This window comes from Acinetobacter sp. FDAARGOS_515, from assembly GCF_003938865.1.
In the GTDB taxonomy this organism is placed as follows: domain Bacteria; phylum Pseudomonadota; class Gammaproteobacteria; order Pseudomonadales; family Moraxellaceae; genus Acinetobacter; species Acinetobacter ursingii.
Genome location: NZ_RKIX01000003.1, coordinates 2170799 through 2193730 on the forward strand (window position 1 = coordinate 2170799; position 22932 = coordinate 2193730).

21 protein-coding genes are annotated in these 22932 nt (G+C 38.9%); 12 read left to right on the forward strand and 9 right to left on the reverse strand.

All coding sequences use genetic code 11. The features are described 5' to 3' along the window. Positions 1 to 15: 15 nt before the first annotated feature. Genes EGS47_RS12050 through EGS47_RS12060 form a run of 3 tightly spaced genes read right to left on the reverse strand, consistent with a single transcriptional unit; the run spans position 16 to position 3437 of the window. Positions 16 to 1194, reverse strand: coding sequence for an HlyD family secretion protein (locus EGS47_RS12050; protein WP_004999007.1), 1179 nt, complete (start codon positions 1192 to 1194; stop codon positions 16 to 18). Positions 1195 to 1216: 22 nt separating this feature from the next. Beyond that, positions 1217 to 2875: an MFS transporter gene (locus EGS47_RS12055; protein ID WP_004987339.1), complete on the reverse strand. Its 1659-nt coding sequence runs from the start codon at positions 2873 to 2875 to the stop codon at positions 1217 to 1219. Beyond that, positions 2868 to 3437: a TetR/AcrR family transcriptional regulator gene (locus tag EGS47_RS12060; protein WP_004999006.1), complete on the reverse strand. Its 570-nt coding sequence runs from the start codon at positions 3435 to 3437 to the stop codon at positions 2868 to 2870. Before EGS47_RS12060 ends, EGS47_RS12055 begins: the two co-directional genes overlap by 8 nt. 179 nt (positions 3438 to 3616) lie before the next feature. On the opposite strand from EGS47_RS12060, the gene EGS47_RS12065 reads away from it, so the two are divergent. Both EGS47_RS12065 and EGS47_RS12070 read left to right on the forward strand, forming a co-directional pair. Further along, entirely contained in the window at positions 3617 to 4381 is a 765-nt protein-coding gene (locus EGS47_RS12065) for a class I SAM-dependent methyltransferase (RefSeq protein WP_125269661.1), read from the forward strand. Positions 4382 to 4415: 34 nt separating this feature from the next. Beyond that, complete coding sequence (locus tag EGS47_RS12070) at positions 4416 to 5051, forward strand: LysE family translocator (protein WP_034700220.1); 636 nt, start codon at positions 4416 to 4418, stop codon at positions 5049 to 5051. A gap of 212 nt (positions 5052 to 5263) precedes the next feature. Here EGS47_RS12070 and EGS47_RS12075 read toward each other — a convergent pair whose 3' ends face one another. Beyond that, positions 5264 to 5722 carry a DIP1984 family protein gene (locus tag EGS47_RS12075; protein ID WP_119686472.1) on the reverse strand — a complete coding sequence of 153 codons (459 nt, stop codon included), beginning with the start codon at positions 5720 to 5722 and terminating at the stop codon, positions 5264 to 5266. 177 nt (positions 5723 to 5899) lie between these two features. On the opposite strand from EGS47_RS12075, the gene EGS47_RS12080 reads away from it, so the two are divergent. Continuing rightward, entirely contained in the window at positions 5900 to 6106 is a 207-nt protein-coding gene (locus EGS47_RS12080) for an NF038215 family lipoprotein (RefSeq protein ID WP_004987331.1), read from the forward strand. 48 nt (positions 6107 to 6154) lie between these two features. Here the strand turns inward: EGS47_RS12080 and EGS47_RS12085 are convergent, their stop codons facing one another. Then, a complete protein-coding gene (locus tag EGS47_RS12085; protein ID WP_119686471.1) occupies positions 6155 to 7507 on the reverse strand; it encodes an 8-oxoguanine deaminase in 1353 nt (450 codons plus the stop codon). Positions 7508 to 7708: 201 nt separating this feature from the next. Beyond that, complete coding sequence (locus tag EGS47_RS12090) at positions 7709 to 9076, reverse strand: nucleobase:cation symporter-2 family protein (protein ID WP_119686470.1); 1368 nt, start codon at positions 9074 to 9076, stop codon at positions 7709 to 7711. A gap of 196 nt (positions 9077 to 9272) precedes the next feature. Here EGS47_RS12090 and EGS47_RS12095 point away from each other — a divergent pair, with 196 nt between their 5' ends. Further along, positions 9273 to 10223 (forward strand): isopenicillin N synthase family dioxygenase, encoded by a 951-nt coding sequence (locus tag EGS47_RS12095; RefSeq protein ID WP_005005202.1) that lies wholly within the window; start codon positions 9273 to 9275, stop codon positions 10221 to 10223. Beyond that, on the forward strand, positions 10216 to 10974 hold the full coding sequence (locus EGS47_RS12100; RefSeq protein ID WP_005005201.1) for an alpha/beta fold hydrolase: 759 nt from the start codon (positions 10216 to 10218) through the stop codon (positions 10972 to 10974). The genes EGS47_RS12095 and EGS47_RS12100 overlap by 8 nt, the downstream gene beginning before the upstream one ends. A gap of 91 nt (positions 10975 to 11065) precedes the next feature. Here EGS47_RS12100 and EGS47_RS12105 read toward each other — a convergent pair whose 3' ends face one another. Continuing rightward, positions 11066 to 12034, reverse strand: a complete 969-nt coding sequence (locus EGS47_RS12105; protein ID WP_005005200.1) for an MBL fold metallo-hydrolase — start codon at positions 12032 to 12034, stop codon at positions 11066 to 11068. A gap of 96 nt (positions 12035 to 12130) precedes the next feature. Here EGS47_RS12105 and EGS47_RS12110 point away from each other — a divergent pair, with 96 nt between their 5' ends. Next, positions 12131 to 13198, forward strand: coding sequence for a hypothetical protein (locus tag EGS47_RS12110; protein WP_005005199.1), 1068 nt, complete (start codon positions 12131 to 12133; stop codon positions 13196 to 13198). A gap of 65 nt (positions 13199 to 13263) precedes the next feature. On the opposite strand, the gene metG is transcribed toward EGS47_RS12110, so the two are convergent. Continuing rightward, positions 13264 to 15336 (reverse strand): methionine--tRNA ligase, encoded by a 2073-nt coding sequence (metG, locus tag EGS47_RS12115; RefSeq protein ID WP_323807941.1) that lies wholly within the window; start codon positions 15334 to 15336, stop codon positions 13264 to 13266. Positions 15337 to 15849: 513 nt separating this feature from the next. Here metG and EGS47_RS12120 point away from each other — a divergent pair. The 3 genes from EGS47_RS12120 to EGS47_RS12130 all read left to right on the forward strand — a co-directional run bounded on the left by EGS47_RS12120 (position 15850) and on the right by EGS47_RS12130 (position 18733). Continuing rightward, complete coding sequence (locus tag EGS47_RS12120) at positions 15850 to 16314, forward strand: hypothetical protein (protein ID WP_004987312.1); 465 nt, start codon at positions 15850 to 15852, stop codon at positions 16312 to 16314. A gap of 178 nt (positions 16315 to 16492) precedes the next feature. Next, positions 16493 to 17719: an iron-sulfur cluster carrier protein ApbC gene (gene apbC, locus EGS47_RS12125; RefSeq protein ID WP_005005197.1), complete on the forward strand. Its 1227-nt coding sequence runs from the start codon at positions 16493 to 16495 to the stop codon at positions 17717 to 17719. A 138-nt stretch (positions 17720 to 17857) separates the two neighbouring features. Next, positions 17858 to 18733: a 5'-methylthioadenosine/S-adenosylhomocysteine nucleosidase gene (locus EGS47_RS12130; RefSeq protein ID WP_005005196.1), complete on the forward strand. Its 876-nt coding sequence runs from the start codon at positions 17858 to 17860 to the stop codon at positions 18731 to 18733. On the opposite strand, the gene EGS47_RS12135 is transcribed toward EGS47_RS12130, so the two are convergent. After that, entirely contained in the window at positions 18730 to 19314 is a 585-nt protein-coding gene (locus EGS47_RS12135) for a DUF2062 domain-containing protein (RefSeq protein ID WP_005005195.1), read from the reverse strand. The two genes, EGS47_RS12130 and EGS47_RS12135, sit on opposite strands and share 4 nt — an antisense overlap. A 460-nt stretch (positions 19315 to 19774) precedes the next feature. Between EGS47_RS12135 and EGS47_RS12140 the strand changes: the two genes are divergently transcribed. From EGS47_RS12140 to EGS47_RS12150, 3 genes are all read left to right on the forward strand, one after another. Beyond that, positions 19775 to 20368 (forward strand): LysE family translocator, encoded by a 594-nt coding sequence (locus EGS47_RS12140; RefSeq protein ID WP_005005194.1) that lies wholly within the window; start codon positions 19775 to 19777, stop codon positions 20366 to 20368. Between the two features lie 102 nt (positions 20369 to 20470). Further along, positions 20471 to 21040 (forward strand): dCTP deaminase, encoded by a 570-nt coding sequence (gene dcd / locus EGS47_RS12145; protein ID WP_004998977.1) that lies wholly within the window; start codon positions 20471 to 20473, stop codon positions 21038 to 21040. 280 nt (positions 21041 to 21320) lie between these two features. After that, positions 21321 to 22877: a hypothetical protein gene (locus tag EGS47_RS12150; RefSeq protein WP_005005193.1), complete on the forward strand. Its 1557-nt coding sequence runs from the start codon at positions 21321 to 21323 to the stop codon at positions 22875 to 22877. Positions 22878 to 22932: the final 55 nt, after the last annotated feature.

Genomic DNA, 22932 nt, shown 5'->3' on the forward strand with positions numbered 1-22932 from the left:
CAATAAGAAAAATAGCTAGTCCATAGCCTTGGATGATGTATCTACCGAAGTGATCACCGACATACCGGGACGTAAGCGTTCCAAGCCTTTTTGATTCGGATCAATCGCAATCCTTACAGAAATTCGCTGTACCACTTTGGTAAAGTTACCTGTCGCGTTATCCGCTTTGAGTACACTAAACTCTGAACCCGCAGCAGGGGAAATTTGCTCAACATGACCTGTAAATTTCTGATGATCTAAGGCATCGACGGTGAAAGTGACTTTTTGCCCAATTTTCATATTGGCGATCTGAGTTTCTTTAAAATTGGCAATCACCCAAGTTTGTTGAGGAATCAAATACAATAACTGTGAACCTGCTGCGACATATTGCCCGACACGTGGATTGACTTCACCTAATTGTCCATCCATTGGCGCAGTAATCACACTATAATCTTTGGTGGTCGTTGCCTGATCCAGTTGTGCCTGTGCATTGGTGACTTGCGCTTCTAAACCTGTTTGTGCGACTTGCGCGGTTTTTAGGGCTTCCTGTGCAACATTTACATTGGCCTGAGCTTGTTTGAGTAACGCCAGATTATTTTTTACATCTGCTGCGGCTTTATCACGTTCTGATTTAGAGGCTGCGCCGCTATCGCCCAGTTGTTGGTAGCGTTGTAATTGTGTCATCGATAAATCATATTGCGCCTGAGCTTGGTCAACTTTAGCTTGAGCCGCAGCAATATCGGCTTGCCGCTGAGCAATCGTCTGAGTTTGATTGGCCAGACTATTTTTTGCTTGTTCAACCGCAGACTGTGCTTGCGTCACTTTTTGGTCATAAGTTGTGGCATCAATATGCATCAAAGCTTGACCTTTTTTGACGTAGTCAAAATCTTTGACCAGTACATCTTTGATATAACCATTAATCTGTGACGAAAGGACAGTGGTTTTACCTTTGACATAGCTATTGTCAGTTTGCTCAATGGCAGTATGAAATGGCCCAATACGCCATGCCCACATAATGAGTCCTAAGCCGACCAACAGCACGATAAACATGATTGCCAATGTCGATTTTTTGGTTGGAATCAATTTCCCGACGCGCTGGACAGGTTTGAGCGGTGCAGGTTGTGGCGTGGCAGAAGATGTCGTTCCAGATTGAGACTGATTTGTTTGATTCGAATCAGGTTCATTCTGTGGATTGGTTTTTTGCTCGTCACTCATAAATTATACTCAAACACGCCACTTAGGATGATGTCGATGAGGCAGTCAGTTTCTCACGATAAGTAAGATACTTCGCCCAGATAATATTGCACAATCCCCAAAGGAATAACACAATCGCCACGATACTATTAAAATTAATCACATCGTTATAAGCTCGGACTTGAGCCTCACGATTTGCAGTTTGCGATAAGGTTTTGGTTGCCTGTAATTGATCCTGAACAGGATCGGCAATGTTGGGGCTAAATTTTGCCTGATATTGTTTTAAACGTTGATCAATGGTTGGATCAGTTCGTTCCAAATTACGACTGATGTCCATTTGATACACTTGGGTTTGACGTTTTTGATAAGTATTATAAAACGATGAACCAATCAAGCCACCAAAGTTTTGTGTGGCAGAAAATAACACGATAAATGTCACCACATGTGCTGGGCTTTCCTTCAAAGCGCGCCCAAATCCCACCAAAAGTAGGGGACCAATAAATAATCCATTGGCAAAGGCAATCAGAAATTGACTGTGATAGAAATTTTGTGGACGAATATCACTGGTCAAATGTGCATCCAGTTTACTGGCGATCAAAATCAAAAAGGAGGCTAAAACCAGATGTAATAATGTTCGTTCTCGAGAAAATGTGACCGCACTAAATAAAACGCCTGCCAACATCCCAAAAAAGATCACGCTATATAGCCCAACAAATTGATCTGGCCCCATGCCCATGGTTTTTAGAAAATTCACCGCGGCATAACTTTGTTCTGACAATAAAAAGCGCAGACACAACGCTCCAAACACAAAGCGTAGCACGGCAAAAGTACCTAGCCAGCGGGTCATAATCAGGGGGTTACTACGATGATGTTCATAAATAAAGCCAAACACCAGTAATACAAAACCCGTCATTAACACATAAGCCAGCCAAGGCGAATCAAACCACCACAGCAAAGGTCCTTGTGTTAAAACCGCGCAGATGCAGGCGAAACCCGGTGCCAGCAATAAAAAGGTAACAATATCTTGTCGTTCAAAAACAGCAATACGTAAACTACGGGGTAACTTGAGGGAAACCACCATGGCATAGCAACACACTGCCAAACCTAACTCAAACGTATATAAGACCGTCCAGTCGTTGACCGTAACCAATGCAGGCGAAATGATCCATGCCAGTGGTACACCGAGTTGACCGAAGCCGAAGCCAATATACAGACCTCTTAAACGGTGTTCTTTGGTAAAGCCCTGCATGATGTAATACATACCCAGAGAGCTAAGTGGTGCTGCAACCATCCCACTGATAAAACGTACAAAAATAGCCATGTGATAATTTTGTACGAAAATATGCAGGATCATCACTGCGATAAACGCAAGCAGACCAATTTCAGTAAAGAGGCGTAAACCATATTGTTGTCTGGCTTTAAACAAAATGAGGTTAGAACTGACATTCGCCATGACATAAGCCGCAGGAAGCCACGCACTTTCAACAGGCGTTAGTCCATATTCACCCTGTAACTGAGGTAAATTAGCGGTAATAAAACCATTACTTAGCCCTGCGGTGAGGGCAATAAAAGTTCCAATAATAAAATATAGATATCTTTTATGAGAGGGATGTTCAATTGAAGGCGGCGAACCCGGTAATACGGGACGTTCATCATCTGTCCAGTCTGGTGGTGTTTCCAGATAACGCGGACTCTCAGCCATGATACACCCCGTTATTCAAACAAATGCCATTGAGTAATAACTCGACTGCACGACTGGCAAATCGAATTCTTTGTGTTTCATCATGTCCGCGAAAAGACGACGACAACATGGAAACAATGCTACGGTAATCTTCAAAATTAAAGTCAGGACGACAAATTCGTTTTTCAATCGCCCGATCAATGAGTGGCTGCACAATCTGTTGATGATGCTGTATCAGTGAAATCAGCACTTCATCGTGTTGGTCCAGCACTCGCCAATACTCCATCAGAGCCGAAAGATTATTTAAATTATGGACATGACTTTTAATTAATCGAATTAAACCATCATCGTACATACGATATTGTTCCGCACGAAGTTCCAGATGAGAAACGGCTTGCTCAAGTAAGGCATAGACTAAAGCCTTTCGGTCAGTAAAGTTTCGATAAAAAGTTGCACGCCCCACACCCGCATGGTCGATAATGACTTGTAACGGAACACTCATTCCATGAATTTTAAACATCTCAACCGCAGCTTCGAGTAAATCTTCCCGATTTTTAGCTGCACGTTTGATATGTTTACTCATAGAGGGGGGATGCTGAATTTGATCGATATATTTTACGGACGTTTTTGTCCGATCTTCCAGAGAAATTATTATCAAATTGTAAAAAATAACTAAAAGTTATTAATAATTAAAAAATTCATTATTTTATTTTTTATATTCTTCAGATTAAGCTCAACATAACTACTAATGAGAAGATCAAGATGACCACTCAATATGAAGTGAATCAGCAACAATATCAAGACAAAGCAAAGGCTTATCTAAATAGTTCAGTCCATGCACAAGGAGCAGAATTTGACAAAATACGTGAGGTTTTACAGCAACAAGCTTTTCAACGTGTTTTAGATTTAGGCTGCGGTGGCGGGCATGTTACGTATCATATTGCGCCTGATGTGGAGCAGGTGATTGCTTATGACTTAACTGCTGAGATGGTGCAATTGGTGGTTGAACAGGCGAAGGTGCGCGGATTAAATAATGTCACAGGACAGCAAGGTGCAGCAGAACAACTTGATTTTGCAGATCAGAGTATATGTGCGGTTGTGAGTCGTTATTCTGCACATCATTGGCAGAATGTTTCACAAGCAATGAGTGAAATCTATCGTGTGCTTAAGCCGCGTGGAAAAGTGATATTTGTTGATATCTTAGGGAATCAACAACCTGTACTAGATACCTTTTTACAGAGTATTGAGATCATTCGTGATCCAAGTCATGTTCGCGATTATTCTTTAGCTGAATGGATGACATTTGCTGAGCGTGCCGGTTTTAAAATTGAGCAAATGCAAAAACAAAGTTTGCAGTTAAATTTTGCAAGTTGGGCCGAGCGAATGCAAACCCCAGCAGAAGCTGTGGCAACATTACGTTATTTACAGCAAAAAGCATCGGATGTGGTAAAAAATTATTATCAAATACAGCCAGATGGTTCATTTCAAAGCGAAGTCATGTATTTGGTTCTTACAAAGCCTGAGTAATGCGTTAAAATTCATGTCTATGATCACTGACGCTATGGATACCCACGTGGAAAGTTTGTTGCCTTTATTTTCTATTGCGATGGCGCTGATGTTAGGTGCAATGAGTCCTGGCCCAAGCTTTATCTATGTGGCGCAAAACTCGATTGCTAAATCACGTAAGCATGGTTTATTTACCGCTTTGGGGACTGGCACAGGCGCGGCATTTTTTGGTTTACTGGCAGTGATGGGTTTACAAGCGATCTTATTGGCTGTGCCATCGGCCTATCTCATGCTAAAAATTGGTGGTGGGCTATATTTACTTTGGCTGGCTTATAAGATTGTAAAACATGCTAAATCACCGATTGAGATGGATGCCCAACAGCAACAAACTATGACTTATCAAAGTGCCTATCGTTATGGTTTGATTACACAACTGAGTAATCCAAAAATTGCGGTGGTCTTGGCCAGTGTATTTACCGCCTTATTACCTAAAGAAATTCCAAATTATTATTATGTGGCTTTGCCTGTGATTTGTTTTGTAATTGATGCAGGTTGGTATTCGCTCGTTGCCTTACTTTTATCGTCTGAAAAACCGCGCCGTGTTTATATCAAAGCTAAAACTTTGATTGATCGAGTAACAGGTGGGATTGTGACGGTATTAGGCCTAAAACTTATTTTCTCAAGTCGTTAAGCTAAAATATAATATGGTGGGCATATTGTCAGTACGTGGTGGTCATTCGTCACGTGTTATAGATCATATATGCAATGTGCTGCGCCTAAAATGTAAAGATTTGGCGAAGCAGGCGCACTACCTCTATCAGACGGTTTGTGAATTTTAGACCTTACAAACCGTATAAAAAGGTCGTGTACTCGCCCAATATGCCCAGATTGATCATAGTCAGTTTATTCCCCTAAATCTATCTGACAGTTGGATGCCTGAATTTCAAGATTGATTAAACGTAAACTTTGACTGATTTCATCTGCTTGTTTTTGTAGCTTAGAAACAGAAACAGCTTTAATCCATTTAATTTCACGAACACTATAACGATCTGTATCTTTTTGCGTATTGTCTATTGCTTGCTGAATGATTCGATGTTCAGCGGTAAGTTGATCGCGCTGATTGAGGATATCGAGTAAAGCTTTTCCATTATTGGCTTGCGCTTGCGCATTGGTTTGATGGATTTTTTGTATAAGTTGAAATAATTGTTTATTCACCAGAACAGCTTCATCTATAAGTTGTTCTGGATCTTCACTGGGTGTATCTCCATCTTGCACGAGTACATTTTTATGAATACGTTGCTGCAAGGAAAGGAGTTTTTTCTGCAAATCACTTCTGAGCAATAATGCTTCTGCAAGCTTCATAAAAACTCAATATATGGGTCTAAAAAGAATGATCATAAAATGAAAAAACATCGCTGTCCGTTTCAGAACGTATATATTTGCATTTGAATAATATAATTTGAAATGTTTTTTTGCTCATAATTTAAACAGGTTGTGATAATCTGACGATAAAAATAATGAAAATAATCAGGTGGTCGTATGAAAAGGATATTTCTATATGTCTTGGTTGTGAGTTCCAGTGTTGCTGTGATGGGATGCGATATGAGGGCAAAGGTTCAGAGCGAAAGTATTCAATCTTCTACATCCGCGCGAAGTATGAGTATCGCGGGAATGCCTGTCTATGACAAAGATTTTAAATTAGCACCATTATTGGCAAACGATACTCACCTTAAGCAAAATCAATAATCAAATTTAAAAAGCAAAAGAGACGTTTCAACGTCTCTTTAAAAAAATTTAAGCCGCTAATAATTTCTTGGCAGCTAAACGATGTTCAGCTTGTAGCTTTTCAATATCAACACTGAGTAATTGACGTTCTTTAACAATCCACTTGCCGCCGACCATGACATGTTCAGCTTGATCTGCCCCGCACAGCAGCAATGCTGCAATTGGGTCATGACTTCCTGAAAATTTTAGTTCATCCAGTTTATATAAAGCAAAATCAGCTTGATGACCAACTGCGATTTCTCCCAGATCATGTTCACGGCCTAATAATTTTGCTGAACCCTGAGTTGCCCAGCCGAATGCTAATTCTGGGGTAATTCGTTCTGCACCATATTTAAGACGTTGCAAATACATGGCTTGACGAGTTTCTAAAATTAGATTTGAAGCATCTCCAGAAGCAGAGCCATCAACACCTAAACCAATCGTTGCACCCACCTGCATTAAATCAAGAGTTGGGCAAATCCCAGAGGCGAGACGCATATTAGAATGCGGACAGTGACAAATGCCAACGCCTGCCTGACCTAAACGTTGTATTTCCTCAGCATTAAAATGAATGCCATGCGCGAGCCATGTTCGATCGCTTAACCAGTCAACGCTTTCCAGATAATCTACCGTTCTCATGCCAAACATTTGTAGACAAAAGGCTTCTTCATCTAGCGTTTCTGCCAGATGAGTATGCAAACGCACATCTAGACGCTGCGCCATTGCTGCACTTTCTCGCATAATCTCTGGTGTGACTGAAAAAGGAGAACATGGTGCAAGCGCAATATTGACCATGGCATCTGCACCACGCTGATGGTATTTCCCAACAAGACGTTCTGAATCCAGCAAAATTTGATCCATCTGTTGTACTGTCTGCTGTGGAGGTAAACCGCCTGATTCTTCACCCAAGCTCATAGAACCACGCGTCAGCATCACACGAATCCCTAACTCTTGTGCTGCTTGCACTTGGATATCAATGGCATCGGTTAATTGTTGTGGAAATAAATAATGATGATCGGCCGCAAAAGTGCATCCAGACATGACCAATTCTGCTAAAGCCACTTGGGTAGCAAGATGTAATTGTTCAGGCGTTAATTTTGCCCAGACAGGATATAAATTTTTTAACCATGGAAATAATGGTGTATTCACCACAGGCGCCCATGCACGAGTTAATGTTTGATAAAAATGATGGTGGGAATTGATCAACCCTGGAATAACGACACAATCTTGGGCATCAAATGTTTGATCGACAGGTTGAGTAGGGGCTTGGCCTTGTGCAACCAGTTCAATAATTTGACCATTTTCAATCACAACGCCATTCGTTGCATCCTGCTGATTGGCGGTAAAAATAGCAAGTGGATGTTTGATCCAGAGACGTGACATAGCAGATTTCGCTCAAATATTTTTATATTTGAAAAGCAATGCGTGTACCAAGATTCAGTTTTTACACCATGCTAGATAATTGATATAAATCAATAGATATAGTGGGATATATGACTATGGGGCGCTATTCTCATCAAAAAAAATGCCAGTCGTTTTAACTCGACTGGCATTCCACAAAGTACGGGTTTGAAGCAAATGATATCAGGAGTGATTTTCAGCAGTTGCAGCGACTTCTGGTAAATTACTCACTTGTGGCTTTTTTCCTACATGTAAGTGATTGAAGAACAAATTAAGCAGAACAGCCATGATACAGGTAATACTGATACCAGAATGAAATAGGGTTTGTACTGCATCTGGCATTGCATGGAAGAAATCAGGGCTAATCAGTGGAATGAGACCTGCTGCAAGTGAAACGGCGACGATAATTAGATTAGATTGAACTTGATAATCGACTTTAGACAGGGTACGAATACCACTGACTGCAACACTACCAAACAACACCAAACCAGCGCCACCCAGTACAGGCATTGGAATAGAAGCAACGAGACGACCAAATACAGGAAGTAAACCCAAGACCACTAAAATTCCACCCGCAGTGGCAACTACAAAGCGACTTTTGACTCCTGTAATGGCAACCAAACCTACATTTTGTACAAATGCACATTGCATGAAGGCACCAAAAAGAGGAGCAAGTGCGGATGAAAGCATGTCTGCACGTAAACCATCAGCGATACGTTTATTGTCAACTTGGGTATCTACAATTTCACCAATTGCGAGCAAACTAGCTGTGGTTTCAGTCAAAATCACAATCGTAACAATACTCATGGTTAAAATCGCAGGCCATTCAAACACTGGCATACCAAAGCCTAAAATATTAGGCAATGCGACCCATGCACCATCACTGACTTTAGAAAAATCAGCCAAACCTAATGCAAACGCAGCAATCGCACCACAAAAGATGGAAAGTAGAACGGCTAAACGTTTGATGGCTGGAGTACCAAATTTGGTGAGCAGCAATAAAACAAATAAGGTAAAAGCTGCCAAACCTATATTTTCCATTGAACCCCAGTTCGCAGCTTTAGGATTGCCACCCATCATCCAGCGAATCGCCACTGGTAAAAGTGAAATTCCGATAATGGCAATAATGGAACCTGTAACGATTGGCGGAAAGAATCGTACAATTTTGGAAAAAAATGGTGCAATAATGATCCCGAAAATCGAACTCACCATAATTGCACCAAGAATGGCCTGAAAACTGCCCCCATTTGAACCAATTGCGATCATACTGGCAACGGCTGCAAAAGAAGTCCCTTGTACAATGGGAAGTTTAGAACCGAACCATTTGAAACCCAGCGTTTGCAGTAAGGTTGCTAGTCCCGCCACTAAAATAGAAGCAGTAATGAGCAAACCAATATCTGCCTGAGATAGCCCAATACCAAGACCTACAACCAGTGGTGCTGCAATTAGACCACCGTACATGGTCAAGACATGCTGAAAACCATAAGTTAAGTTTTTACCCATTCCAAGATGTTCATGTTCTGGAGATGCGGTTTTAGTTTCATCGTTCATATCAAACCCTTTCAACTTTGTGTGTATGGCAAGAGTAAAATTTGCAACATGCATGCCATCTTCTAATTATTTAAATAAACATGAATTTTAAAATATGAAAAAACATATAACAGTGATGGACACTATCGGTGGCACAGCAATTGCTCAATCCTGAACAGGTACAAGTCATATATAAGTCTAGGCAATGGAGTAAGGTATGAGTGTTTCAATTCCTGTGATTGATATATCAGGTCTATTTAGTGCTGATGTGAAAGAGCGTCAGATGGTCGCGCAACAGATGAAACAGGCATGTGAAGATAAAGGCTTTTTTTATATTTCAAATCATGGAATTGCCACTGAATTACAACAGGCAGTTTTTAAACAAAGCAAACAATTCTTTGATTTGCCCATGAACGAAAAAGAAAAAGTACATAAGAAAAACTCAATTGCCAATCGGGGTTATGAACCTTTAAAAAACCAAACGCTAGAAGCAGGAACGCCCGCTGATTTAAAAGAAGGTTTTTATTCGGGGCGGGAATATGCCCAAGAAAGTAAAGAGGTGCTAGCTCAACGTTTTAATCATGGGCCCAACCAATGGCCTACACAGTTTCCAGAATTTGAATCTACGATGCAGCGCTATCAGGCTGAACTCGAAGTGTTGGCTAAACATTTGATGCGTGGTTTAGCTTTGTCATTGTCACTAGCAGAAAATTATTTTGATGATTTCTGTCATGATTCATTGGTGACTTTACGCTTATTACATTATCCACCACAACCTGCAAATCCCGAGCCAAATGAAAAAGGCTGTGGGGCGCATACCGATTTTGGTGCATTAACCTTATTGCTTCAAGACCAGCAAGGTGGTTTGCAAGTTTGGGATCAAAACAGTGAAAGCTGGATGGATGCGCCACCGATTGAAGGAACGTATGTAATTAATCTCGGAGATTTAATTGCACGTTGGACCAATAATCGCTTTAAATCGACTTTGCATCGAGTGATTAATAAATCAGGCAAACAGCGTTATTCGGTTCCATTTTTCTTTGGTGGAAATCCAGATTATCAAGTGCAATGTCTGCCTAATTGTAAAACTGAAAACGAACCTGCTTTATTTGCACCGACAACAGTCGAAAAGCATCATATTGAAATGTATCGGAGAACCTATGGCTAAGCATATTGTATTGGTACACGGTGCTTGGCAAGGAAGCTGGTCCTTTGACTTGATCAAGCCATTATTGGAGCAAACGGGCTGGCAAGTACATGCTGTTGACTTGCCTGATAATGGTTGGAATAGTGACACTCAACTTACTGCCAATCAGGACAATTACTGTGATTTTGTTGTGCAGACGATTCAAAAAATTGGTGAACCTGTCGTATTGCTCGGACATAGTGGCGGGGGCTTAACCATTTCAGCAGTAGCAGAAAAAATTCCAGATTTAATTTCAAATCTCATTTATTTAGTTGGGATGATGCTGCCGTCAAACATGTCATTTCTGGATTTTAAAAAACTGTGCGAGCAGCATTTTCCAGATGAGGATTTTGCTGGAATTTCCCCTTATCTGAGTTTTACTCAAGAGGGTTATAGTATTGTGAGTCCTGAAGGTGCGAAGAAAATCTTTTTGCAAGATTGTGATGCAGAACTTGCAGAAAAATTGATTGCAAAATTACGACCACAACCAGAAACAGGACGAGATTTAAAGCCAGTATTAACGCCTGAATGTTTTGGTCGTGTGCCGCGAATTTATGTAGAGGCGCTTTATGATCAGTCGTTATTGATCAATATGCAGCGTTTGATGCAACAGTTACAACCTGATCATTTACAAGTCATTAGCATGCAAACAGGGCATGTACCTCAAGCGATTCAACCTCAATTACTAGTTGAAAAGCTGACTCAATTATTTACTGAAAAAGTGCCTGTTTGATACAAAATATGATTGAGGAAAATCAATTGGGCAAAGTGATTTTCCTCTTATGAAATAATAGAAAAGATTGATTTTAATTTAGAAGAGCGGGTCAATCTTTAAAATGCACAGGAATCCACTGATAGCTTTTGCCATCTGCTGAATATATATGACCAATTCCAGGAAATGGTAAATGTGGCGCAGCAATCGTCTGACCATTTTTGGCAAAATTGGCAAATTGTTTTAAGCGGGTTTGGACGGCTTGTTTTGCGTCTATATCATATTCAATTGCGGTTTCAGGTCGGTCAAACTGAATCGTATGTGAATGGACAATATCTCCAATAAATACGACTGTTTCAGCATTGGTTTTAAGTTCATAACTAAAATGCCCTGGTGTATGTCCCGCCGTGTTAATCACTTTAAATCCCTGAATTTCATCACCGAGTTTATAGGTTTTAAAGCGTTGTTTGATCTGATAAGGTGCTAAAGCCGCCTTGATTTTCTCCACTGTACTTAAATAGCCTGCACGTTTGGCTTGTGGTATTTTCTCGGCTTGTTTGGGGTCTAACCAATAATTGGCTTCATCTTGTGATACATACACTGTGGCATTAGGAAAATTCGCTTTTCCATCTTTGCTGATGCCACAGACATGATCTGGATGTAAATGAGTGAGTAAAATACTATCGACTTGTTCAGGTTGATAGCCTGATGCTTTTAGGTTAGTTAAAACTGAACCTAAATGTGCGCCAAAACAACTTGCTGCACCACTATCGACCAGAACCAATGATTTACCCGTATTGACCAAAAAGGCATTCACAGAGGTTTGTACGCCTTTGTCTTGATCGGCATAGTATTTCTTTAAAATCTCATGAACCTGTTTTTGTGGAATATCTTTAAACAGCGTAGGCGACATAAAGTTTGTGCCGTCGAGCAGGGCAGTGATTTGTGTATTACCTGATTGATATTGATAGTAACCTGCGACTTGTTTTTGAGGTGGAATAGTAGGTTGAGCCGCGTAAATAGCGCTCACGGTTGCTGTGCTTAGAGTTAGTACTAGGAGTAGTGATTTTAAATTTTTCATAGGATTCTTATAAAATTAATGACATAAGTATTTGTAACATATTGTCTTAAATTTTTCATGACTATAAGATAATCAATTATTGAATAAGAGTAACTTATGAACGAACCAGAATACTCAGGTAAGCCTTTAGCATATTTAGATCAAAATATCTTAGATTTATTCACTGAACCTAAGTGTTTGCTATCCAAGGAATCTGAGCTATTCCAATTTTTAAAAAATGAAGTTCAAGCTGTTTATTCTCCTACTACTCTCGAAGAAATATATCGATCAGTTATTAATGGGAAAAGTAGTGTTTATGGTTTAGCCTTTTTAGATGTACTTAAAGAATTGAATGCTCATTTTATTACTTTAATAACTGAGAATGGTGACGTAACCAATACTATTTTTAGGTCTTGGGAAGAGCCTTTAATACATTTTAACCAATTTATAGAAAATAACTATTTAAATAAATTTGTACATCCATTGAAAAATAATTTATTTGCAATATTTGGTGGAATTAAGGATTTTAACAAATTTGAAAATGAGCAAATTGATAATTTAAATAATTTATTGATATTTTTGGAGAGTTCTCTAAAATTTCTAGAAAGTTATGAGAGTAAAGATGAATATATTTTATCTGAAATAGAAAAGTATAAAGTTGAAATTCCTAAACTTAGAATGCAACAAAAAGAATATGAATCATTTGTTCAATTATCAGTACAGCATTTAGAGGATGCTAATAAAGAACAAGCAGCATATAAAAAATTTAGAGACTCATTGAAAGTCGATCTTAATCATCTAAGAAAAATTGAATTTCCAAATGTTTTAGTGCAAATATGGAAAATGTTGCAAAAAAATAACGCCGAATTAGTTAATTTTGAGTTAGATGATTTTTTTCAACTGAAAAAAGGATTTAATTCAGAAAGTGAATTTTATATTTTTCAAAAAGTTAATCAGATTTATACAATGTTAAATCTGATTGGTTATCATCAGGATGAAGGTATACATAATAAAGAAAAAAGATTTATTGCTTCGTTTAGTGATATGTCTCACGCTTCCTATGCTTGTTTTTGTGAGTATCTGTTTACAAGAGATAAAAATTTTTCCATCAAAGTTAGTGTGGCATATGAATATTTAAATGTGGCTACACAAGTTGTAAACATCGAGGTTAATTCTACCCCGTGAACAAATTTATTCTAAAATTAAAAAAGCCTCTACATCAGTAGAGGCTCTCATTTAAAAACGATAGATTAAGACACTTTATCACCCGCTTTAGCACCAGACTCAGGTGAAATCACCCAAACCCCTTCGCCATTACCCGCAGCAAGTACCATCCCGTTAGAAATACCAAAACGCATTTTACGTGGAGCAAGATTCGCCACCATTACCACTAATTTGCCTTTTAAGTCTTCTGGCTGATAAAACTCACGGATACCACTAAACACATTGCGCGGTTCAGCTTCGCCGACATCTAAGGTGAGTTGCAGCAATTTATCAGAACCATCCACGATTGCTGCTTCAAGCACTTGCGCCACACGCAAATCCACTTTTAAGAAATCATCAATTTTAATGATCTCAGAATTATCCGTTGCAGCAGGCGCTTCAACTTTTTTCTCAGTCTTTTTGTCTTTTTTCTTTTCTGCTTTAGGTGTTTCAGTCGTAGCAGCTAAAGAATCTTTAGATGCATCGACCATTGCAGTCACCGCTTTCGGATCAACACGTTGCATTAATGGTTCAAACTGAGCAATTTCATGGCTAGCTAAAATCTGCTTGCGCGATGCAAAATCAAAACTTTCGAGTTGTAAGAAAGCCTGTACTTGCGTTGCAAGCGTTGGCAATACTGGCGCAAGATAAATCGCCAATTGACGGAATAAGTTGATACCAACAGAACACACCTCGTGAACTTGTTGTTCTTGGCCTTCCTGTTTTGCCAGCGCCCACGGTTTTTTCTCATCAATATATTGATTGGCACGATCTGCAAGCGCCATGATTTCACGAATGGCGGAACTAAACTCACGCTCTTCATAAGCTTTGGCAATCGAATCGCCTGCATCAATAAAGCTTTGAACTAGATCAGATTCCACACAGTTTGCAGATAGAGTATTGTTAAAATCTTTATTGATAAATTTGGCACAACGACTGGCAATATTCACGACTTTGCCGACCAAATCTGAGTTTACTTTTTGAATAAAATCATCCAGATTCAAATCCGAATCTTCAACTTTATCAGATAGTTTAGAGGCAAAGTAATAACGCAAATATTCAGGATTTAGATGCTCTAAATAAGTTTCAGCCTTGATAAATGTGCCGCGAGATTTCGACATCTTTTGACCATTGACCGTCAAAAAGCCATTTACGAATAAACCTGTTGGCGTGCGGTAATTTGCACCTTCAAGCATTGCAGGCCAAAACAATGCATGGAAATAGACAATATCTTTACCAATGAAGTGATAGACTTCATTTTCACTGTCTTTTTTCCAGTAATCATCAAAGTTTAAGTCTGGACGTTTGGTTTTTATATAGTTTTCAAAACTTGACATATAGCCAATCGGCGCATCGACCCAGACATAAAAATATTTATTCGGTGCATCTGGAATTTCAAAACCAAAATAAGGCGCATCACGGGAAATATCCCAGTCTGCCAAACCTGCTTCAAACCATTCATCTAACTTGTTGGCAATTGAAACTGGTAAGCGACCTTCGTCACGTGTCCATTTTTGCAAATATTCAGAAAAATTTGGCAGTTTAAAGAAGTAATGATCAGACGATTTTTCGACAGGTGTTGCACCGCTTAGGGTCGAACGTGGATCGATCAATTCAGTGGCATTGTAGGTTGTACCACAAACTTCACAGCTATCGCCGTACTGATCTGGCGATTTACATTTCGGGCATGCGCCTTTAATAAATCGATCTGATAAAAACATCTGTTTTTCAGGATCAAAAAGCTGTGTCACAGGGCGAATAGCAATATTATTGGCATCACGGTTTTTGAGATAAATTTCCTGTGATCGTGATTTGTTAGTTTCGCTATGGGTTGAATCATAATGATCAAAACTAATTCCAAAACCAGAAAAATCACGTTCATGTTCTTTTTGAACATTGGCAATTTGCTGCTCTGGACTAATACCATTGGCTTCAGCACGAAGCATGATCGCTGTGCCGTGAGCGTCATCCGCGCAGACATAAGTCACATCATGTCCCATTGCACGCATGGCACGAACCCAGATATCCGCTTGGATATAACCGAGTAAATGACCCATATGGATCGGACCATTGGCATAAGGAAGGGCATTGGTGACTAAAATTTTACGCACGGATTTCATTCTCTCATTCGTATTCATCAGAAGATCAATGATTTTACTTGAACAGCAGAGGAAAATAAACTTAAAGCATAGGTTTAAAGCTTTGTCCCGAAGGCTATCGCCAAAAATAGCCATAAATGTCGTAATGAAACTGAGTAAGTGAGTAACGATTTCTTTCGTTGCATGCCTTGTTTATTATAATTTTAGCTGATAACACAATACATGCATCAAATCTCAACAGACTTTATTTATATGCGAGCACAAATTCAGCAAATATATGAGTCAATGGCGGAGTTACAATGATTCTGATTTACCGCAACCGTTGCAAACATTCTCAGCAAAGGATTTGATAATTATTCCTTTAAAATGAATAACAAAAGTTTCGCTACATCCTGTATCTACTTTGTTTCAAATTGCAGTTTTTACTTAAAAAAAATTTAAAGCAAGGTATAAATAAAGTCAGATTCAAGTACATTGATCCGCGCTTAACCAGCGTGTCCTAACATTTTTAAAATGAACAATGAGGGCGTAATAATGACAACTGAAAATAAACTTGATGATTTGAAAGCAAAAGCTAGTGAATTAGGTGATGAAGCCAAATATAAAGCTGAACAAGCAAAGATTGAGGGTGAAAAAGCCTTAGATGACGCTAAACACCAAGCTCAAGAAGCAAAACTTAAAGGTGAAAAGGCATTCGATGATTTGAAAAAAGATGCCTCTGAACAGTACGCTGAAAATAAGGCAATAGCCGATGAAAAAATCGATGAAGCCAAAAATAAATGGGATGAGTCGAAACAAGATGCTCAAGACAAATATGAACAGTTAAAAACAGAAGCAAGTCAAAAACTGGATGAAGCTAAACTAAAAGCCAATGAACTGAAACATGAAGCTTCTGAAAAGTTTGATGAATTAAAAGTTCAAGCCAGTCAAAAAATTGACGAGCTTAAAAAAAGTGCAACTGATGTACTGAATAAATTTAAAGGCAATGATAAGACCTAGTCTTCAATTGACTTAAAAATATGCTGATGTTTTGAATAACTGCTCATAATGATATGGGCAGTTTGTTTATAAAATATATGTTCAAAGCATATCAGCAAAATCAAGTACGCGCCTATAAACTAATACTGTTAAACTAGCACATCGTTCAGTTTAAAATTCCATAGTTGGAGTGCAATATATGTCGTGGCTTTCTTCATTAAAATCGGTTTTTTCACCTGCTCAAGAGGTGAAAGAAGAAGAAATCCAGCGTATCTTACAACAATATCAACTGCCTCAATCTGAACACTTAATCAAAGATCGTATTACACAGGTCAATGTTGAAGGTCGTGTTTTACAACTGACCATCAATACTTACCCACACGAGGCTGATCATTTACAACAAATTCATGATGATTTGGCGGCTGCTTTGCTGCAATGCGGAATCGAAGAACTCAATTTGCATGTCATTCAGCAGAAATCAGCCAAGTTAGGGCAAGATCAATCTCATAGCGAAAAACATGCAGCTCAAAGCTCAAACTTACCGCCAGTGGTGGATGCATCTGCACCAGTTTCAGAAGATCCTAATAATCCGCCTATTCAAAAAGCAGCGCCTAAACAACGAGATGTGGCTGCACATCCACGTATTAAAAACGTGATTTTGGTGTCTTCTGGCAAAGGCGGTGTGGGTAAATCAACCACAACGGTCAATTTGGCACTTGCCTTACAACAAAAAGGATTAAAAGTTGGAGTGTTGGATGCCGATATTTATGGGCCAAGCATTCCAACTATGCTAGGTAATGCGGGCAAAACTCCCATGATTGAAAATGAGCATTTTGTACCCTTAGATGCGTATGGTTTGGCGGTACTTTCAATTGGGCATTTAACAGGGGATCATAATACGCCTGTCGCATGGCGTGGGCCAAAAGCCACAGGTGCCCTGATGCAACTGTTCAACCAAACCTTATGGCCTGATCTGGATGTCTTGGTCATTGATATGCCGCCAGGAACGGGTGATATTCAATTAACACTTGCACAGCGTATTCCTGTGACTGGTGCAGTGATTGTTACCACGCCACAAAATGTTGCGCTAATGGATGCGACCAAAGGTATTGAACTATTTAATCGGGTCAATATTCCAGTGTTGGGCGTGATTGAAAATATGTCGACCCATATTTGTTCAAATTGTGGCTATGAAGAACAGATTTTTGGGGTAGGCGGTGGCCATAAACTTTCAGAGCAATATCACATTCCATTGTTAGGTCGTTTACCTTTAAATGTGCAAATTCGTGAAAATGCCGATAGTGGTAAACCGAGTGTGATCGCAATGGATGATGCAGCAGAGAGTTATCTTCAAATTGCAGATACCGTCTGGCAGCAACTACAAAAACAACCGCAGCGTCAGCGTGATGATAAACGAATTTTCTAAATAATTTTAAAGCCCGAAATGATCAAAAATCGGGCTTTTTCTTTTATTACATACAAATAATATAAACATTAAAATCAAAGCTGGCATGTCAATTGCTAATGATTCAATTGTTATTTAATAAGAATATTTGAGTGAAATATGCAATTTAAATCAGTATTGGCTATCGCAACATTTTCAGTCTGCATTATGCTTAGTGCATGCAATAATGAGGGTTCATCGGCAGTGACTCAAAACAATCAAGATCAAAAATTAAAACTGCAACCTATCGTGATTCAAGGTGCATTACCTGTCGAATCTGAACGCATGGCCTCTAAACTGGATCAAGTTTCAATTGAAACGATTGGGGGCTGGAAATTCTGGAAAGGGACTTATCATGGTTATCCAATGATTATTTCCAAAACGCGCATGGGGATGAGTAATTCTGCGGCTGCCACTGCGATTGCGATTGAACGCTATAAACCTATCGCGATCATTAATCAGGGAACCTCAGGGGGACATGATCCTAAACTCAATGTGTATGACATTATATTAGGTAAATATGCAACCAATATTGGCGCGTTTAAAACACCTTCCAAAGCAGTGGGTGCGGGATCAAACTCACTTGAGTGGGTTGAAGCCTTTGATGTATTACCTGAGGATGAAACCGATCCAGAACCGATTGCAATTCGTAAATTTGAAGCAGATTCAAAATTGCTGGCAGCGGCGCACCGTACACAACATCTTTATCAAAAAGGCAAAGTCGTTGAGGGAACAATCGGTTCAGCAGACGTCTGGAACAATGAACTTGATCGCATTCACTTCTTTTACCAAAACTATGGGACATCAGTCGAAGAAATGGAAGCTGCCTCTGTAGCACAAATTGCCAGCCAGTTTAGTGTTCCCTTTATTGGGATTCGAGTGGTATCGAATAACATTACCAATGGTGGTACCTACGATGCTGGAACGGGTGAAGCTTGTCAGGATTTTGTACTTGAAGTTGCTGAACAGTATATGAGTGAACAATTAAAAGATTAAGGCGTGGTTTTTCTATGCACGTTGGGTAGGGTGGTATTTAACTGATTTGCCTTACGTTTTTTCCAATGACGGTAAATGCTGAAACGCCAGAAAATTTCGGTAATCAGATATAAAACTAAGGCAACCACGAAAGCTTCAATGATTAAGCCAGACATTAAAATTTTGGCGAGACTCAAATCAATATGACCATGACCCAAGTGTTTGACCCAATTGCAAATTTGATGCAAGACACCCAGCATCATTTCTTTATTAATCATGTGCACATGAAAAATTTGAGTGCCAATCCAGAAGCCAATATACAAAATAGGAACGAGAGTGAATGGATTACTCAACCATGCTAAAGCAAGACCTACAGGTAAATTGACTTCAAAAAATAGAATCGCTGCGACAATGAAAATGCTATGAAATGGAATAGGTAGTAAGCCAAAAAAGCTACCGATGAATACAGCCTTTGCTATGGATTTTCGATTGACATACCAAAGCACTGGATTTAAGGTTCTTTGCCCAAAAATCCGCATAAATTTCAGACTGGAGACTTTCTGTGGAGAAGGAAGCCAGGATTGAAAAAATTGCTTTGCCATAGACTGATGTTCGGAGAGTGTTGTCTGAGTATGTCTTATAAATCAAAGAACTAGATCGATCATAAAACGCCTGTACTCAGACATAGTGAAAGTGAAAACTTAGCGAAAGCTTAAAATGGATTTAAACTTGGGTTAAAAAGAAAACACTATAGGTTGATCTTTATAAATTACGCCTTTCGTTGATTGAAGTCAATTCCATATATCTTATAGGTGTTTATATTGCTTTTAAATCAATAAAATAAATGAATATTTATCATTTGCTTATATTATTGTTGTTTTATTAAAAAAGCATATGTAATGAGCAGTAAAAATGCTGACTATGCAGTCTAATCAATTAATTATGTGATTTTACAATCTTTTTACAAAACTCTTATTGTTTTTTAAAAGGTTTTGCAAAGTTTGTTTTGCTTCTTTAAATCGTTTGGATTAGTCTTGCAAGATTACTTAGTGAGGTCATTTTATGATTTCATTGCTTTTTGTTGGTCTTGTGACTGCATTACTTCTGACTCCCGGCCCTACCAATACGCTATTGGCTTCATCTGGTATCCAGATGGGGATTCGTCGTTCGCTTAAATTGATTCCAGCCGAAGCGATTGGCTATGTGATTGCGATTAGTACATGGGGCATGATGATTGATCATGTCTCCAAAACATTTGCGCTTTTGCCCACCATATTAAAGCTTCTTAGTGCATTTTATATTTTGTATTTGGGCATCAAATTATGGCGAACCGCTGATCTTGAAATTAATTTAAATCAACCCACTATTCGCCCACGTGAATTATTCTGCGCGACTTTGTTAAATCCGAAGGCATTGTTATTTGCTTCTGCTATTTTCCCTGAAAGTGCATGGGTGAATGTGCAAACTTATGTTGTGCATATTTTGAGTTTTTTGTGTTTGATCCTTCCAATTGCTGTTTTTTGGATTTTTCTTGGTTCTGTCTTGGCTTCAAATAAAATTCATTGGCTCAATGCATGTAATTTGCAACGGACTGCATCTTTGGTTCTGGTGAGTTTTTCTATTCCGTTAAGTTATTCTGCAATTTTAAAATTCTAAATTGTGCATCAAAAAATGCCTTCATTTCATTGAATGATTTTCATTGGGAATGAATTACGTTAAAGTAGCGAACAGTAAAATCTTGAGTATTGGGATATCACAATGGCAATTAAGTCTGATCGCTGGATTCGCGAGATGAGCGAAAAATACGGCATGATTGAACCGTATGCAGAAAATCAGGTTCGCTTTAACCCGCAAGGCGAAAAACTGATTTCGTATGGCGTATCCAGCTATGGTTATGACGTGCGCTGTGCTCCAGAGTTTAAAGTGTTTACCAATGTTCATTCTGCAATTGTTGACCCTAAAAACTTCGATGAAAAAAGCTTTATCGATATTGAATCTGATGTTTGCATTATTCCACCAAACTCCTTTGCATTGGCTCGGACAGTGGAATATTTTCGTATTCCGCGTAATGTCCTGACAATTTGTTTAGGAAAATCGACCTATGCACGTTGTGGAATTATTGTGAATGTAACTCCGCTAGAACCTGAGTGGGAAGGTCATGTGACATTGGAATTTTCCAATACCACCAATCTACCTGCGCGTATTTATGCAGGGGAAGGCGTGGCGCAAATGTTATTTTTTGAAAGTGATGAAGTGTGCGAAACGTCTTATAAAGACCGTGGTGGTAAATATCAGGGTCAAGTGGGTGTGACGTTGCCGAAGGCATAAATTTCTATTTGATTGTTAAAACGGCTTAATCTAAGCCGTTTTTTGTTTTAGGAAACAATAATTGTTAATAATGTAATTTTCTAATATTTGTAAAAACCGATGAATGATGAATAATTTAAGGTTTTTTTGTTATAAAATAGTTAAAACATAGTTGATTTTAATCTCAACAAAACCTCGTTTTTCGTTGAAATCAAGATCGAAAATTATTATTTTCTGTTGCACAGAAAACAAGTCCAATAAGAATAAATTATTATTTTGTTCGATTGATATGGAGATCGGTATGACAAAGTTAAGTGTTTTACTTCTGATGAGTTGTACAGCCTTTAGTGTCGGAATTGCAAATGCTGCTTCTGGTTTGATTTCAATGTCTGATAATGAGCTTGCGGCCACCGAGGGTCAGGCCTTAATGAGCTTATCTTATATAGCTCCAAACGATAGCACTAATTTAGAAAAACTAAGAGATAGCAGTAGTAATATTGGCTTCTATAGATTAGGTATGGAGGCAAAAGTAGAGTTGAATGCCAATATCGCTAATTTACAATTAGGCTGTGGGGGAGCAAATGGTGCTGGTGCCTGTGATATTGATATTAAAAATGTATCACTTAGTGGCTTAAATGATGGTACGGTAACTAGTGGAGCGCAGTTAGGTAGCCCAACTTTTTCAAATCCGCGAGCGTCGACGAGTGCGCAAATCACAAATCCCTTTCTAGAGTTTGCAATTAAGAATCCTCAAACTGCAGCTACGCGACAAATGGTAGGCTTTCGCTTAAGTGCTGAAGCAATAGAAGGTTTATTAAGTCTTGGTCTGGATAATAATAACGCCTTATCTGCAACAGATGGGATTCAGAGTTTAAGCGGATATCTACAATTAGCCAATTTGAGTGGTCAAGTCACAACTGCTGCATCTACTTTTGGGGTTAGTGGTAGCTCTAACTGTGCAGCGATTGTTGGTATGCCAAATGGTTCATGTCAAGCAATTGCTGGGAAATTAAATTCAACGATTGGTGGCCAACGTGATTTCGTAAGTTATACAGGAAGTGGTAATAGTGATACTAAAGGTATTTCTGTACCTAGTATGACTGTACCTTTTACTAAAAATACGACTTCAGTCATTACGGGGAATCGGATGACGGCAGCGGTTGTAAATAATATTAATGTCTCTATTCCTCATATTGCATTGGATTGTGCGAATTCAGATCGGGCAAGTGCATCGGCATGTGGTGGACTTCCAACTGGTAGTTTTGTGAATCAACTAGCTGTGGATTTAGTTAACTATAAGAAATATAATACTGGTGAGAGTATTACTCCAAATGGCAATAGTGCTAGCTGTATTGAGGTGTTCTGGATTTGTGTTGTTTCTACAGCTAAATTCCAGATGGCATCAGGTTCAACATTAGATGGCTTGAATCTGAATGTTACATTTTCAGAAGCACTTAATATGTTCCATAATATTCCTTTAAGAGGAACGGGCGGTTATCTTGCATTGCAGAATCAGGTCTTGCGTTGGCCAGGAGCAAACAATGACGATATCGCGCAAAAGGGATGGTGGTTATCCTTTAAAGATCCAATTGACTTAGGGTATCTAACCTCTACAAATGCAGCAGATATTTCTGCAGTATTACCTCAAGTTGCTGGTTTTATTACACAATCATTAATGAATAGTGATGATATTCCTATTGGTCTTATTGATGGTTTAGGGGCTGCAACTAATAATGCTATTAAGAAGAAACTTAATATTGATGTAAGTAGTCAAACAGCAAATCTAACTTTGAATAACTTGCAGCTAACTTCTCAATACTTAAAAAGTAATTGTTATGGTAATTTAAAATTTTGTTAGCATGAGCTAGATATTCTCATATCTTCACGATTTCTTCATGATGTTTGTTTTTTTG

Coding starts and splice junctions, on each gene's coding strand:
- EGS47_RS12050 (WP_004999007.1), bottom strand. CDS start 1,194: ATGAGTGACGAGCAAAAAACCAATCCACAGAATGAACCTGATTCGAAT.
- EGS47_RS12055 (WP_004987339.1), bottom strand. CDS start 2,875: ATGGCTGAGAGTCCGCGTTATCTGGAAACACCACCAGACTGGACAGAT.
- EGS47_RS12060 (WP_004999006.1), bottom strand. CDS start 3,437: ATGAGTAAACATATCAAACGTGCAGCTAAAAATCGGGAAGATTTACTC.
- EGS47_RS12065 (WP_125269661.1), top strand. CDS start 3,617: ATGACCACTCAATATGAAGTGAATCAGCAACAATATCAAGACAAAGCA.
- EGS47_RS12070 (WP_034700220.1), top strand. CDS start 4,416: ATGGATACCCACGTGGAAAGTTTGTTGCCTTTATTTTCTATTGCGATG.
- EGS47_RS12075 (WP_119686472.1), bottom strand. CDS start 5,722: ATGAAGCTTGCAGAAGCATTATTGCTCAGAAGTGATTTGCAGAAAAAA.
- EGS47_RS12080 (WP_004987331.1), top strand. CDS start 5,900: ATGAAAAGGATATTTCTATATGTCTTGGTTGTGAGTTCCAGTGTTGCT.
- EGS47_RS12085 (WP_119686471.1), bottom strand. CDS start 7,507: ATGTCACGTCTCTGGATCAAACATCCACTTGCTATTTTTACCGCCAAT.
- EGS47_RS12090 (WP_119686470.1), bottom strand. CDS start 9,076: ATGAACGATGAAACTAAAACCGCATCTCCAGAACATGAACATCTTGGA.
- EGS47_RS12095 (WP_005005202.1), top strand. CDS start 9,273: ATGAGTGTTTCAATTCCTGTGATTGATATATCAGGTCTATTTAGTGCT.
- EGS47_RS12100 (WP_005005201.1), top strand. CDS start 10,216: ATGGCTAAGCATATTGTATTGGTACACGGTGCTTGGCAAGGAAGCTGG.
- EGS47_RS12105 (WP_005005200.1), bottom strand. CDS start 12,034: ATGAAAAATTTAAAATCACTACTCCTAGTACTAACTCTAAGCACAGCA.
- EGS47_RS12110 (WP_005005199.1), top strand. CDS start 12,131: ATGAACGAACCAGAATACTCAGGTAAGCCTTTAGCATATTTAGATCAA.
- metG (WP_323807941.1), bottom strand. CDS start 15,336: ATGAAATCCGTGCGTAAAATTTTAGTCACCAATGCCCTTCCTTATGCC.
- EGS47_RS12120 (WP_004987312.1), top strand. CDS start 15,850: ATGACAACTGAAAATAAACTTGATGATTTGAAAGCAAAAGCTAGTGAA.
- apbC (WP_005005197.1), top strand. CDS start 16,493: ATGTCGTGGCTTTCTTCATTAAAATCGGTTTTTTCACCTGCTCAAGAG.
- EGS47_RS12130 (WP_005005196.1), top strand. CDS start 17,858: ATGCAATTTAAATCAGTATTGGCTATCGCAACATTTTCAGTCTGCATT.
- EGS47_RS12135 (WP_005005195.1), bottom strand. CDS start 19,314: ATGGCAAAGCAATTTTTTCAATCCTGGCTTCCTTCTCCACAGAAAGTC.
- EGS47_RS12140 (WP_005005194.1), top strand. CDS start 19,775: ATGATTTCATTGCTTTTTGTTGGTCTTGTGACTGCATTACTTCTGACT.
- dcd (WP_004998977.1), top strand. CDS start 20,471: ATGGCAATTAAGTCTGATCGCTGGATTCGCGAGATGAGCGAAAAATAC.
- EGS47_RS12150 (WP_005005193.1), top strand. CDS start 21,321: ATGACAAAGTTAAGTGTTTTACTTCTGATGAGTTGTACAGCCTTTAGT.